Origin of the sequence: Streptomyces curacoi (assembly GCF_001513975.1) — a bacterium.
Taxonomy (GTDB): Bacteria; Actinomycetota; Actinomycetes; order Streptomycetales; family Streptomycetaceae; genus Streptomyces; species Streptomyces curacoi.
Genome location: NZ_KQ947987.1, coordinates 622,540 through 634,969, shown reverse-complemented (window position 1 = coordinate 634,969; position 12,430 = coordinate 622,540). Strand labels below are relative to the sequence as shown.

Below are 12,430 nucleotides of genomic sequence, written 5' to 3'. Positions count from 1 at the left end.
AGCCTTACCTTTTGAGCCTCCCGGATCGGCGGTCCAGTATGCCCGTGCCCCCCTCGGCCCTCACGGACGCGTACACCCGTCTCACCGAGGCCCTGCCGGGGCTGGACATCACCCAGCCGACCGCCGACGAGGAGCTCCCCCACACCCACGGCTGGCACACCGCCGCCTCGCTCGCGGAGGGCGGCAGCGGCCTCGACACGTTCCTGGCCTGGGACGACGCACAGATACTGCGGGACTACGGGCAGTCGGCCCGCCCGGACGTCGTCGCGAGCTTCGGCCTGCACCGGTACGCCTGGTCGGCCTGCCTGCTGATCACCGCGCCCTGGTTCCTGCTCCGCCGCGTCCCCCGCTACCCCGTGACGCATGTCTCGTACGACCGCACCGCCCCCGGCCTCCCCCTGGGCCGCCTGGCCGCCCGTCCCACCACCTTCGCCTGCCTGCCCGGCGACCCGGCGGCCCTGCTGCCCGGCGCCAGGGTCGTACCCGACGAGGAGGCGCTGCGCGCCGAAGTGCGGGCCGCGGTCGCCGAGCACCTCGAACCCGTACTCGCCGGCTTCGGGCCCCGTATGCGGCGGCGCGGGCGCGCCCTGTGGGGCATGGCGACCGACGAGGTCGTGGAGGGCCTGTGGTACGTCGCCCACCTGTTCGGCGACGGCGAGCAGGACCGGGCGCGGCGCGAGCTGGAGCTGCTGCTGCCGGGCGCGACGAAGCCGTACGTCGGCTCGGCCGCCTTCCGCGAACTCACCGGCCCGAGCGGCGAGTCGCTGCCCACCCGGGACCGGGCGAGCTGCTGCATGCTCTACACACTGCGCCCCGAGGACACCTGCGCCACCTGCCCGCGCACCTGCGACGCGGACCGGGTCACCAAACTCCTGGCCACGGCGAGCTGAACACGCCCCTCGTCACAGTCGAACTCCCTTTGCACACCGCGAGTTGAGGCCCCCTCAGGCGGGTGCGCAGCACCCCGTGTCGTAAGATCACCCGCTAGCGGGACACCCGTTACGGTTACAGGCGTTTCACAAATCCCTCACCAGGTGCCGGAACTTTTCGTGGAACCACCCGTACCGGTAGTCTTATTCGAACTCAACTCCCGCCCCTCGCGCGGCAGTTCGAGCAGAACGCCGCCCTGGGCATTCCCTTGCACTTCCTTGGCGGCCTCTTGCCCCGAAACCCCCTGAGGGCCAGCGGGATTGGGCCACTATGGCGGGCGTTACGCCCTATCCCAATGCAAGGGACCCCCAGATGAGATTGACCGACATATCGCTGAACTGGCTGCTTCCGGGCGCCGTCCTGCTCCTGGGCCTGCTGGCGGCGATAGCGGTGCTTCGGCGCGGGAAGGCCTCGGGGAAGGACACGAGCGCGGACGACTCGTGGGAGCGCAGCGAGGAGCGCCGCAGGCGCAAGGAGGCCATCTACGGCACCGTCTCCTACGTCCTGCTGTTCTGCTGTGCGGCGGTGGCCGCGGCCCTCTCCTTCCATGGCCTGGTCGGCTTCGGTGAACAGAACCTCGGCCTCTCCAACGGCTGGCAGTACCTCGTGCCGTTCGGCCTCGACGGCGCGGCGATGTTCTGCTCCGTGCTCGCCGTGCGCGAGGCCAGCCACGGTGACGCGGCACTCGGCTCCCGGATACTCGTGTGGACGTTCGCGTTCGCGGCGGCCTGGTTCAACTGGGTGCACGCACCCAGGGGCGTCGGCCACGACGGCGCCCCGCACTTCTTCGCCGGCATGTCCCTGTCCGCGGCGGTGCTGTTCGACCGGGCGCTGAAGCAGACCCGCCGGGCCGCACTGCGCGAGCAGGGTCTGGTGCCGAGGCCGCTCCCGCAGATCCGGATCGTCCGCTGGCTGCGGGCGCCGCGCGAGACCTACAAGGCCTGGTCGCTGATGCTCCTGGAAGGCGTGCGCAGCCTGGACGAGGCGGTCGACGAGGTCCGCGAGGACAAGCGGCAGAAGGAAGAGGCGCGCCTGCGCCGCCGCGAGCAGCAGCGCATGGAGCGCGCCCAGCTGAAGGCCATCAGCCGGGGCCACCGCGGCTTCGTCGGCCGCGGCGCCGGCCGGCACGCCGAGCCGCAGGCGACCCTGGAACGGGCCGACCGGGTCACCGCGGAGCCTGCCATATCCACGCCGGAACAACTGCCCGTGCGGTCGCGTCCCTCACTGCAGCCCGTACGCACCGGTTCTGATCCGGTGACCGTCGACCTCACCGCGGAGGACGACACAATGGCGCTGCCGCGACTCGACTCCCTGGAGCGCAAGCTCAAGGATCTTGAGCAGCAGTTCGGCTGAGAACGCCGTTCCCCCCGGGGGAATCCGACGGGAAGGGGCGCGACCCGCAGCTCGGGTCGCGCCCCTTCCGGTCGTCCTACGGCTTACGGCTTACGGCTCACGGCTCACGCGGCGCCCGCGTCGAGTTCGAACCAGACCGCCTTCCCCACCCCGTGCGCCCGCACACCCCAGGCGTCCGCGAGGGACTGGACCAGGATCATGCCTCTGCCGTGCGTACCGTCGTCGGCGTTCGGTACGCACAGTCTGGGCCGGCGGGCCACGAAGTCCCTTACCTCCACCCTGAGTCCGCCCGGTCCGACCGTGGCCGTCAGGACCGCGTCATGGTCGGTGTGGACGAGCGCGTTGGTGACGAGCTCGCTGGTGAGCAGTTCGGCTATGTCCGATCGTCCGGGCCTCCCCCAGTGCCGTAACAGCTCGCGCAGCGCCCTGCGTGCCTCCGGTACGGCCCGTAGGTCCGCCCGTCCGAGTCTGCGCCTGAGCTGAGGCGTCCGCGTGTGTTCCCCGGCGCTCGCGGCCTTGCCCTCCACCGTCTCCACCGAGGAGGCCCCGACTGCTATGGGACCGCCTCCTCGTGCCTGCCTCTTCATGACCCCCGCCCGCGTGCCGATGTCGGTTCCCCTCCTGGCTCGAACACGTTCACGGGAACCATTTCCCAGTCGGACCGGGGACAGTCATGTCGAATTGTCAACGACCAGGTGTTCGGCCATGGCCGGGGCGTCCGGCGCCGGGCCGACGCGCCCCGGAACGGCACCCACCGGCCGCCCGGGAGCCGCCGCCCGCCGACGGCCGGACCGTGTCGGCCACCGGCCATGGGCCCGGCTTCCAGGGCGAGGGCATGGCCGCGGCGGAGGAGCGGGGCGGTTCGACCGGCTTGCGCGGGGCGCAGCCGACCAGGGCGGTCCCGCACGGCATCGAGCCGACTTCCCTGGCGGCGCCCTGACCGTACGGGATCGCCCCGACTACGGATTGCGCTCTGCCGCGCCCGCCGTACCCGGCGAGGACATGGGGCAGTCGGTGCGCTGCCCGGGGCCCGGCTCCCCCCCTGCCCGACGACGGGCGCCCGAGCGCCTTCGGCCACCTTCGGCAGCTTGCGAAACTGTCCGGAAACCACCGGTCCCCGGCCCGGACGGTGCCATGGCAGCGCGGGGCCGCCCGCCCCGACCCCCGTCCGGGAGGGCGGCCCCGCTGTGGTGGTGGTCCGTTGGTGCCTTGGTCAGTAGAGCTTGTCGACCGCCGTGGTGGTCGTCTTCTTGAAGGCCTTCACGGGCGCGTTCGTGAAGTCCCCCATCTGCCCCCACTGCACGACCGTGACGGTGCCGCCGTCCCGGCCGACCGAGACGAGGTGGATGTCCATGGCGCCCCACGAGGCGCGGGTCGCGAAGCCGTGGACGCGGGCGCCCTCCTCGACCCGCAGGCTGCCGTAGTTCTTGTACCGGGCCTCGATCTCCGGGTCGGAGTCCATGCGCGTGACGCAGCGCCGGACCTCCTTGTCCAGGCGGGTGGCGAGGGCCTTGGCCTTGGCGTTGTCACCGACGACGACGTTGAGCTGTTCGGCGCCGGTCTCCAGTTCGGTGCGGAAGGTGCGGTAGCGGGAGTCGTAGGCGAGCAGTGCCTCCCCGAAGCAGTGCTGCATCTCCTCCGGGACGCCGTCGGTGACCTTGCCGGCGGTCCAGGCGGAGGAAGGGTGCGGCGGGAGTTCGGAGGCCGACAGGAACTTCGGCGCGGGCGCCTTCGTCGCCGCGCCGGCCGGTGCGGCGGCGAGTGCGGTGCCGGCGGTGAGGCCGGCGACGGCGAGTGCGGTGAGCGCGCCTGCTCGGGTGCGCTTGGGCATGGGTGTCCCCCGTGAGTGAGATGAAGTGCTGAACGATCGCGAGTGGTCGTCACCGACGCCGGATGGTCCGTCCAGGCCTGGTCGGTGCGACACCAAGAGCATCAGCCGTCACTTCCGGCGAACGCAACAGCCGACCGCCGATCCGCGACGATGGAACCATCCCAGCCCATCTGACGTGCAGGTATATGGAGTGCCTGGGATGCCGTCCCGGGACGGGGAGGACACGGGGGGACAGTGTCGGCAGCACCGGACGACGACGTCCAGGAGTTCGCGGCGTCGCTCAGACACCTGAAGGAACGCACCGACCGCAGCTACGGCCAGTTGGCCCGCCGCCTGAACATGAACACCTCGACGCTGCACCGCTATTGCGCCGGTGACGCGGTCCCCCTCGACTTCGCCCCCGTGGAACGCTTCGCCGCGCTGTGCGGGGCGACTCCGCAGGAGCGGCTGGAGCTGCACCGGCTGTGGATCCTGGCGGTGGCGGCTCGTCAGAGGTCGCGTACGGCGGGCTTCGCAACGGCAGGTTCCGACGCGGCGGGCTCCGCTAAAGCGGGTTCCGATGCGGCGGGTTCCGATGCGGTGGCTACTTCCCCGACGGGTTCACCTGCCGCGGCTTCTTCCGCAGCGGACAGCGCTCCCCCAGGAGCGGATGCCTCCCTCCCGGACACGCCCTCGGAGCCGACGCCGGGTCAGCCTCCCCACCGCCCCTGGTACCGACGCCGGCGCCTCCTGGTCTCCGCGGCCGTGGCGACGGCCCTCCTCGCCACCCTGGGCAGCCTCTCCGCCCTGCCGGACGACCGTCCCCGGGCGAGCGACTCCGTGCAGGGCGCCGAGCCGTCCCGTACGACGGCGGAGCGGGCCCCGCGCCCCACCTCCACCACCTCTCCGAGCCCCTCCCCCACCTCGCCGTCCCCCTCTGCCCGTGCCTCGGAGAAGTCCTCGGCGAAGCCCACCGCGAGCACCGGCGGCCCCTCGAAGGAGCCCGCACAGCGGCCGCCCGCGACCGGGGTGCCCCTCACCTGGAGCGCCGACTCCCACGTCTGGCAGGGCGGTTGCGGTCACGACTACGTCATCGCCAGGTCCCCGCAGCAGGTGCCCCCGCCCCCGGCCCCGCAGGACGCCGGCACCTGGGCGGCGGCGGAGAGCGCCGTGCACGGGCGGCAGACCATGGTGAAGATCTCCGTACAGGGACGGACGTCCACGGCCGTCGTCCTGGAGGCGCTCCGGGTGCGTGTCGTCGGCCGCTCGGCGCCCGTCGAGGGCACCTCGTACGCCATGGACAACGGCTGCGGCGGGGCGCTGACACCCCGTTACTTCGACGTCGACCTGGACCTCGACCGGCCCATCGCCCGTCCGGTCGACGGCAACGACACGGGCACCCCGATCCCGGCCATGCGGCTGCCGTACCGGGTGTCCGCCGAGGACCCGGAGGTACTGCTGGTCACCGCGGAGACGGAGAGCTGCGACTGCAGCTGGTACCTGGAACTGGACTGGTCCTCCCAGGGCCGCACGGGGACGGTCCGCATCGACGACCACGGCCGTCCGTTCCGTACGACGAGCATCAAGGGGCTGCCGCGCCACACGTACGACACCTCGGCCCGCGAGTGGGTCCCGTACAGCTGAGCCGTAGCGCCGTGGGGCCGGGTCACGCCTCCCAGACGGCGGCGGCCGTACGGTCGTCGGCGTACCCCTTGACCCTGACCTGGACGTCGGCGAGGAACGCGGCGAGGCCCGGCGGCTCCAGGTCGGACCACCGTCCGCTCAGGTGGGCGGAGAGCTCGGGCTCGCCGCGCAGCGGGTCGGCGAGGCCGCCGGTGCACATCAGGAGGGTGTCGCCGGGGCGGGCCACGGAGGCGCGGAAGCGGAAGGGCTCATGGGGCGGTTCCGGGGCGGGGTCGTAGGGGCTCGGGGGTGTGGTGATGCCGAGGTCCATGGTGAGGCGGTCGCCCTCGGGGGTCTCGGCCGGCGGCGAGCCGAAGCCGACCACGGGTTCGCCGGTGACGTCGGTGGCCCGGGGCTCGATGTCCTGCCATTCGCCGTCCCGCAGGCGGAAGAGTCCGCCCGCGCCGACGCCGAAGAACACGCGCGTACGGCAGGCGGGGTCGGCGGGCAGGAGGAGACAGCGCAGGGTCGCCGCGTACTCCTCGGGCTCGACGCCCTGTTCGGCGGCGGTGGCGCGGAGTTTGCCGAGGCTGCGGTCGGTGAGGCGGTGCAGTCCGGACTTCAGGTCGCCGCGCCGTGCGGCCCTGATGTCCGCCACGAGACTCGCGTGACTGCGGCCGACGGCCCGGCCGATCCAGTGACAGGCTTCGGCGGCGGCGCGGTGCGCGCCCGGGGTGGCGCGGGCGCCGGTCGCCATCGCCACCAGGATGAGGGCCTGTTCGCCGGTGCCGAAGCGGGCGGTGAGGAGGGAGTCGCGGCGGGGTTCGCCCCGGTAGCGGGCGGAGTCGCCGCGCAGGGAGACGGCGCGGAGGGTGCAGGCGCCGTAGCGGGCGCCGTCCAGGACGGTGTCGGCGACCAGGTCGTCGAGGTCGTCGGGGTCCGCGAGCGGGAGGGCGGTGGGTTCGGGGGCGTACGTCGGGGGGCCGTTGCCGACGTAGTCGAGGGGCCGACGTGGAGCGGCGGGCTCGTACGGGGGCGGCTGTTCGTCGCCCGGGGTCGTCGCCGGGGGGTCCGTCGCGTGGCGCGGCGGTCGCGGGGTGCCGTCCTGGGGTTCCACCACGGTGAACCCCGGCGGTTTCGGCAGTCCCGGTGGGAAGGCCGACGCGGCCTCCACGGCATCCGTACCGGCCCGCTGGGGCGGGACCGGGGTCCGCGAGCCCGACCGCTGGTTCACCGCCCCCGCCGCCGAAGCGAACCGGTCGTCCAGTGAGTCGGGCGCCGTCGTCGGGCCCGTGTCCTCGGTGGAGTCGTCGTACAGCTGCCCCCACCAGTCGTCCTCGTGACCGGTGGGACTTCCCCCCTGCTGGCTCATGCCCCTAATTGTCCACCGCACCGGCCGGATGAAAACGGGGCATCCGGAAAATCCGGCCCCGTACGCGGCACCGAAAACCGCGTGTCGGGTGAGGTGTTGAACGGTCTTGCGAAACAACGGCGCAACAGGTCGCCGGACGGTCCCACCCCCCACGGGAGAACCGCCCGGCGACTGCGGGATGACGGGTACCGCGGAAACGGCAGAGGTATGCCTCGCCGGTGCGCGAGGCCATGGGCAAAGCGGGCGGGGCTGATGCTGCTGTGACGAACGTTGGCAGAGTGACGGATGGTACGGCGATGATGTGCGGAGGCGGTTTCGCGCCGTGGCCGTTTTCCGCCACGGACCGCACAACGGTGTTCTCTTGGGGAGGGGCGCGGCCCGATGCTGGGAGCGATTGGTCTCGACGAGACGCACGAGTCGGCGTACCGGGCCCTGGTGTCCGTGGGCGCCGCCGACGTACCGGATCTCGCGCGGCGGCTGACGCTCGGCGAGTACGACACCGAGCGCGCCCTGCGCCGCCTGGAGCGGCACGGACTCGCGGCCCAGTCCTCGGCCCGGCCCGGCCGTTGGGTCGCCGCGCCGCCCGGGGTGGCGCTGGGCGCGCTGCTCACCCAGCAGCGGCACGAGCTGGAGAAGGCGGAGCTGGCGGCCGCCATGCTCGCCGAGGAGTACCGGGCGGCGGCGGCCGAGCCCGAGGTGCACGACCTGGTCGAGGTGGTGATCGGCGCGGCCGCGGTGGCGCAGCGCTTTCAGCAGCTCCAGCTCGGGGCGAGCGAGGAGGTGTGCGCGCTGGTCACCGGCAGCCCGGTCGCCGTCGCCGGCACGGAGAACGAGGCCGAGGAGCAGGCCGCCGCACGCGGTGTCCGCTACCGGGTGGTCCTGGAGCGCTCGGTCCTCGACCAGCCGCACGGCATCACCGAGCTGTCCGCCGCCCTCGGCCGCGAGGAGCAGATCCGGGTCGTGGACCGGGTCCCGGCCAAGCTGGTGATCGCCGACCGGACGCTGGCCCTGGTGCCGCTCACCTCGCACACCGCGGAACCGGCCGCGCTGGTCGTCCACGCGAGCGGGCTCCTGGAGCTGCTGGCCGGGCTGTTCGAGTCGGTGTGGCGAGAGGCGCTGCCGGTACGCCTCGGCCCGTCCGGCGTCACCGAGCAGGCGCCGGACGGGCCCGACGAGACCGATCTGGAGGTGCTCTCCCTGCTGCTGGCCGGGCTGACCGACGCGAGCGTGGCCAAACAGCTCGACCTGGGCCTGCGGACCGTGCAGCGCCGGGTGAAGCGGCTGATGGAGCTGACCGGGGTGACGACGCGGTTGCAGCTGGGGTGGCACGCGTACGAGCGGGGGTGGGTGGCCCGGGAGCGGCAGGGGTGACACGGCCCGTACGACGGTGGGGGTGAGGGGAGTCCCCCTGCCCCGACGAGGCTGATCTGCGCTTTCTCGCGAGCTCCGGCACTCTGGTCAGATGGGAGTGTGGGACCTAGTGCTGGTCGGCCTGGTCCTCCTGCTCGGCCTGTGCGGAGTGCTGCTGCCCGGCCTGCCGGGCTCGTGGCTGGTGTGGGCCGCGGTCATGTGGTGGGCGCTGCAGGATCCCCAGCCGGTCGCGTGGTGGGTGCTCGTCGGGACCACCGTCGCGCTGTTCCTCTCCCAGGTGGTCCGCTGGGCACTCCCTTCCCGCCGGCTGCGCCCGAGCTGGGCCGGCCGCCGCATGGCGGTGTACGCCGGGGCCGGGTCGTTCCTGGGCTTCCTCCTGCTGCCCGTGCTCGGCTCCATCCCCGGTTTCATGGCCGGCATCTACCTGGAGGAACGGCACCGGCTCGGCCGGCACGGCGAGGCGGCGGCGGCACTGCGGACGGCGATGCGGTCGGGTGGGTCCAGCGTGCTGACGGAGCTGTTCACCTGCCAGCTGATCGCGGGGGCGTGGGTGGGGGCGGTGATCTGGGGCTGAGGTCCGACTTTCATGGCCGGGGCCGATGCCTGGAGGAGCGACCTCACGCGGAGGCCCGCAGCGCCCCCTCCAGCGTCAGCAGGCGCACCTTGCGGTCCAGGCCGCCCGCGTAACCGGTGAGCGACCCGTCGGCGCCGATCACGCGGTGGCAGGGGCGGAGGACCAGCAGCGGGTTGGCGCCGATCGCGCCGCCGACGGCCCGTACGGCGGCCCTGGAGGCACCGATCCGCGCGGCGATCTCGCCGTACGTCGTGGTCGCCCCGTAGGGGACGCAGTCCAGGGCGGCCCACACCTTCTCCCGGAACTCGCTGCCCTCGGTGCTGAGCGCCAGCCGGAACTCCGTCAGCTCACCGGCGAAGTACGCGGCGAGCTGTTCCTCGGCCGCGCGGAAGAGCGCGGGGTCGCGCCGCCAGCCGGGCCGGACGGTACGGCCGCCCTTCTGACCCGGCACGGAGAGGGAGGTCAGCGCACCGGTGGCCGGATCGGCGGTGAGGAGGAGGGGGCCGAGAGGGCTTGCGAGCTCGGTCCAGTGGGTGGGGGCGGTGGTCGCGGCCGGGCCGGTCGGCGTGTCGGCGATGCTCATCAGAACTCCAGCTCTCCTGCCGTGTGCAGGTGTCGCAAAGCGTAGGAGCGCCAGGGGCGCCAGCTGTCGGGGACGTCCACGCCGGGCGGGGGGACGTCGGGGTCGCCCAGGGCCCGGATCCGGATCACGGCGGCCGTGCGGGCGTCCAGGCCGGGCAGGGCGAGCAGCGCGCCTTGGGCGTGGTCCCGGTCGGCGCCCGGGTCCAGCCGTACGACGCCGTCGGCGAGGGCGGCGGTGAGGGCTCCCGGGGTGCCGTGGGGCTCGGCCTCGGCCAGGACGGCCGCTTCGGGGAACAGGTGCGTGAGGTTTCCGCAGGGCGCGTCGAGCGCCTTGCCGTACCGCCGCACCAGCTGCTCCGCCCGCGCCCGGCCGGTCAGCGCCCGCACGGCCAGCTCCTCCGCGTCGGCGGCCCCGGGCGAGCGCAGCCCCGGCCGGGCGGCGACCAGCGGAGCGAGCCGGGGGTCGGCGCCGAGCCGCTCGTCGACGGCGTACGGGTCGGCGTCCAGGTCGAACAGCCGCCGCAGCCGCTGCACGGCGGTGGTCAGGTCGCGCAGGTCGGTGAGGTGGAGCCGGGCGTCGAGCCAGCCGCCGGAGTGCGCCGAGGGGGCCTGCCTCCCCACGCCGCCCAGCCGCTCCGCCACGGCGACGATGCCGGTGCCGTGGGGCAGACGGAGGGTGCGGCGATAGGTGCGTCGGCCGGGCGGGCCGGTCACCTCCTCGATGCCGGGTACCGCCTCGTGCGCCAGCAGGTCGAAGACGGCACCGGCCTGGTAGGGGCCCCGGTGGGCGAGCCGCAGGGGGATCCCGGCCGAGGGCGTGGCTGTACGCCGGGAGCCGTGGCCGCCCCTCGGTGCGGCGGCCCGCAGCTCGCTCGGCGTGGCGGCGTACACGGCCCGGACGGTGTCGTTGAACTGCCGCACACTGGCGAACCCCGCCGCGAAGGCGATCTCCGTGACCGGCAGCTCGGTGGTCTGGAGGAGGACCCGCGCGGTGTGCGCCCGCTGGGCCCGGGCGAGCGCGACCGGGCCCGCGCCGAGCTCGGCGGTGAGCTGCCGCTGCACCTGCCGGGCGCTGTAGCCGAGCCGCGCGGCCAGCCCGGCGACGCCTTCCCGGTCGACGACCCCGTCGCCGATCAGCCGCATGGCCCGGCCGACCACATCGGCCCGTACGTTCCACTCGGCGGACCCGGGCACCGCGTCCGGCCGGCACCGCCGGCAGGCCCGGAAACCGGAGCCCTGCGCGGCGGCGGCCGTCGCGAAGAACCGGACGTTGCGCCGCTTCGGCGTGACCGCCGGGCAGCTGGGGCGGCAGTAGATGCCGGTCGTTTCGACGGCGAAGAAGAACGCGCCGTCGAACCGGGCGTCACGGCTGCGCACCGCCTCGTACCTGCTGTCCTCGTCCATCACGCCCTCCAGTCTCGCCCGTGAGGAGAGGCTGGGCTGGCGGGAATCGGACATGGCGTTGACCTACCCGCCGACCCGTGAGGCGGTTCAGGCCGAAGGGGGGTCCGGGGGCGCAGCCCCCGGGGACGGCGGCGGGAGCACCGGATCCGTCACTGCCAACGGCTCCGCTTCGCCTCCATGGCCGCGCGCCCTTCCGCCCCCTTCCGCTTCCAGTCCCGCTTGATCTCGGCCCGCAGCCGCGCGTCCGTCTTCGCCACGATCCGCTGGTTCTCCCGCATCAGCTTGCGGTAGCTCTCCAGTCGGCGCTGCGGCAGCGACCCGGCGTCGATCGCGGCCAGCACCGCGCACCCCGGCTCGCTCTCGTGCGCGCAGTCGTGGAAGCGGCAGCGCCCGGCCAGTTCCTCGATCTCCGCGAAGACCTGGCCGACCCCGGTCTCGGCGTCCCAGAGCCCGACGCCGCGCAGCCCCGGCGTGTCGATGAGCACGCCGCCGCCCGGCAGGGCGAGGAGGTTGCGCGTGGTGGTCGTGTGGCGGCCCTTGCCGTCGACGTCACGCGCGGCCTGGACCTCCATGACGTCCTCGCCGAGCAGCGCGTTCGCGAGCGTCGACTTGCCCGCGCCGGACTGTCCGAGCAGCACGGACGTACCGCCGGAGACGACCGCGACGAGGACATCGAGCCCTCCCCCGAGCTCTCGGCTTCGCTCGAGCAGGGAGGTACCCCCACCGTCCATGGCGCTGACCGGCAGCACCGGCACCCCAGGCGCCGTCGTCTCCACGTCCTGCACGAGATGCGAGAGGGTCACCGCGTCCGGCACGAGGTCGGCCTTGGTGAGCACGACCAGAGGCTGCGCCCCGCTCTCCCACGCCAGCGCGAGGAACCGCTCGATGCGGCCGAGGTCGAGTTCGACGGCCAGCGACACGGCGACGATGGCGTGGTCGACGTTGGCGGCGAGGATCTGCCCCTCGGACCGCTTGGAGGAGGTGGAGCGCACGAAGGCGGTACGGCGCGGCAGATACGTCCGTACGTAGCGCGGGTTGCCCGCGGGCTCGACGGCGACCCAGTCGCCGGTGCACACGACCCGCATCGGATCGTGCGGGGTGACGAAGGCCGTGTCGGCCCGTACGACACCCTCGGCGGTGACGACGTCGCACTGCCCGCGGTCGACCCGCACGACGCGTCCGGGCAGCAGCCCCTCGGCGTCGTACGGGGTGAACGCGTCGGCCCAGGCCGAGTCCCAGCCGTAGGGAGCCAACGCGGAGAAAACAGAGGTGGAAGTCAACGGGTGACCCTTCAGAGGGTGGCCCCGGCAGCCGCGTACGCAGGACGCGGAGAGATGAGGTGTGATCAGCCGGTGGCCACGGAGGTGGACTTGATGAACTGGATGCGGGCAGCGCTCATCGCAATGACAGC

At 73.4% G+C, this 12,430-nt stretch carries 12 protein-coding genes; 6 read left to right on the top strand and 6 right to left on the bottom strand.

What is annotated here, in order from left to right:
* Positions 1-38 precede the first annotated feature (38 nt).
* Positions 39-890 carry a (2Fe-2S)-binding protein gene (locus AQI70_RS16185; protein ID WP_062149722.1) on the top strand — a complete coding sequence of 284 codons (852 nt, stop codon included), beginning with the start codon at positions 39-41 and terminating at the stop codon, positions 888-890.
* Between the two features lie 352 nt (positions 891-1,242).
* Complete coding sequence (locus AQI70_RS16180) at positions 1,243-2,283, top strand: DUF2637 domain-containing protein (protein WP_062149719.1); 1,041 nt, start codon at positions 1,243-1,245, stop codon at positions 2,281-2,283.
* Between the two features lie 104 nt (positions 2,284-2,387).
* Here AQI70_RS16180 and AQI70_RS16175 read toward each other — a convergent pair whose 3' ends face one another.
* Positions 2,388-2,870: an ATP-binding protein gene (locus tag AQI70_RS16175; RefSeq protein ID WP_244181654.1), complete on the bottom strand. Its 483-nt coding sequence runs from the start codon at positions 2,868-2,870 to the stop codon at positions 2,388-2,390.
* 206 nt (positions 2,871-3,076) lie between these two features.
* Between AQI70_RS16175 and AQI70_RS39180 the strand changes: the two genes are divergently transcribed.
* Positions 3,077-3,223: a hypothetical protein gene (locus tag AQI70_RS39180; protein WP_159042669.1), complete on the top strand. Its 147-nt coding sequence runs from the start codon at positions 3,077-3,079 to the stop codon at positions 3,221-3,223.
* A gap of 273 nt (positions 3,224-3,496) precedes the next feature.
* Here the strand turns inward: AQI70_RS39180 and AQI70_RS16170 are convergent, their stop codons facing one another.
* On the bottom strand, positions 3,497-4,114 hold the full coding sequence (locus tag AQI70_RS16170) for a hypothetical protein (RefSeq protein ID WP_062149716.1): 618 nt from the start codon (positions 4,112-4,114) through the stop codon (positions 3,497-3,499).
* A 234-nt stretch (positions 4,115-4,348) separates the two neighbouring features.
* On the opposite strand from AQI70_RS16170, the gene AQI70_RS16165 reads away from it, so the two are divergent.
* Positions 4,349-5,737, top strand: a complete 1,389-nt coding sequence (locus AQI70_RS16165) for a helix-turn-helix domain-containing protein (RefSeq protein WP_062149713.1) — start codon at positions 4,349-4,351, stop codon at positions 5,735-5,737.
* A gap of 22 nt (positions 5,738-5,759) precedes the next feature.
* Here the strand turns inward: AQI70_RS16165 and AQI70_RS16160 are convergent, their stop codons facing one another.
* Positions 5,760-7,088, bottom strand: coding sequence for a PP2C family serine/threonine-protein phosphatase (locus tag AQI70_RS16160; protein ID WP_062149710.1), 1,329 nt, complete (start codon positions 7,086-7,088; stop codon positions 5,760-5,762).
* Positions 7,089-7,469: 381 nt separating this feature from the next.
* Between AQI70_RS16160 and AQI70_RS16155 the strand changes: the two genes are divergently transcribed.
* A complete protein-coding gene (locus tag AQI70_RS16155) occupies positions 7,470-8,459 on the top strand; it encodes a helix-turn-helix transcriptional regulator (RefSeq protein WP_062149707.1) in 990 nt (329 codons plus the stop codon).
* Positions 8,460-8,550: 91 nt separating this feature from the next.
* Complete coding sequence (locus AQI70_RS16150) at positions 8,551-9,033, top strand: DUF456 domain-containing protein (protein WP_062149704.1); 483 nt, start codon at positions 8,551-8,553, stop codon at positions 9,031-9,033.
* 43 nt (positions 9,034-9,076) lie between these two features.
* On the opposite strand, the gene AQI70_RS16145 is transcribed toward AQI70_RS16150, so the two are convergent.
* The 3 genes from AQI70_RS16145 to rsgA all read right to left on the bottom strand — a co-directional run bounded on the left by AQI70_RS16145 (position 9,077) and on the right by rsgA (position 12,299).
* Positions 9,077-9,616 carry a methylated-DNA--[protein]-cysteine S-methyltransferase gene (locus AQI70_RS16145; RefSeq protein WP_062149701.1) on the bottom strand — a complete coding sequence of 180 codons (540 nt, stop codon included), beginning with the start codon at positions 9,614-9,616 and terminating at the stop codon, positions 9,077-9,079.
* The gene (locus tag AQI70_RS16140; protein WP_107117000.1) at positions 9,616-11,019 is read right to left on the bottom strand and encodes a DNA-3-methyladenine glycosylase 2 family protein; all 1,404 of its coding nucleotides are present in this window, start codon (positions 11,017-11,019) and stop codon (positions 9,616-9,618) included. Before AQI70_RS16140 ends, AQI70_RS16145 begins: the two co-directional genes overlap by 1 nt.
* A 149-nt stretch (positions 11,020-11,168) precedes the next feature.
* Positions 11,169-12,299: a ribosome small subunit-dependent GTPase A gene (gene rsgA / locus AQI70_RS16135; RefSeq protein WP_062149696.1), complete on the bottom strand. Its 1,131-nt coding sequence runs from the start codon at positions 12,297-12,299 to the stop codon at positions 11,169-11,171.
* Between the last annotated feature and the right edge of the window lie 131 nt (positions 12,300-12,430).

Coding starts and splice junctions, on each gene's coding strand:
- AQI70_RS16170 (WP_062149716.1), bottom strand. CDS start 4,114: ATGCCCAAGCGCACCCGAGCAGGCGCGCTCACCGCACTCGCCGTCGCC.
- AQI70_RS16140 (WP_107117000.1), bottom strand. CDS start 11,019: ATGGACGAGGACAGCAGGTACGAGGCGGTGCGCAGCCGTGACGCCCGG.
- AQI70_RS16160 (WP_062149710.1), bottom strand. CDS start 7,088: ATGAGCCAGCAGGGGGGAAGTCCCACCGGTCACGAGGACGACTGGTGG.
- AQI70_RS16185 (WP_062149722.1), top strand. CDS start 39: ATGCCCGTGCCCCCCTCGGCCCTCACGGACGCGTACACCCGTCTCACC.
- AQI70_RS16175 (WP_244181654.1), bottom strand. CDS start 2,870: ATGAAGAGGCAGGCACGAGGAGGCGGTCCCATAGCAGTCGGGGCCTCC.
- AQI70_RS16145 (WP_062149701.1), bottom strand. CDS start 9,616: ATGAGCATCGCCGACACGCCGACCGGCCCGGCCGCGACCACCGCCCCC.
- AQI70_RS16155 (WP_062149707.1), top strand. CDS start 7,470: ATGCTGGGAGCGATTGGTCTCGACGAGACGCACGAGTCGGCGTACCGG.
- AQI70_RS16180 (WP_062149719.1), top strand. CDS start 1,243: ATGAGATTGACCGACATATCGCTGAACTGGCTGCTTCCGGGCGCCGTC.
- AQI70_RS16150 (WP_062149704.1), top strand. CDS start 8,551: ATGGGAGTGTGGGACCTAGTGCTGGTCGGCCTGGTCCTCCTGCTCGGC.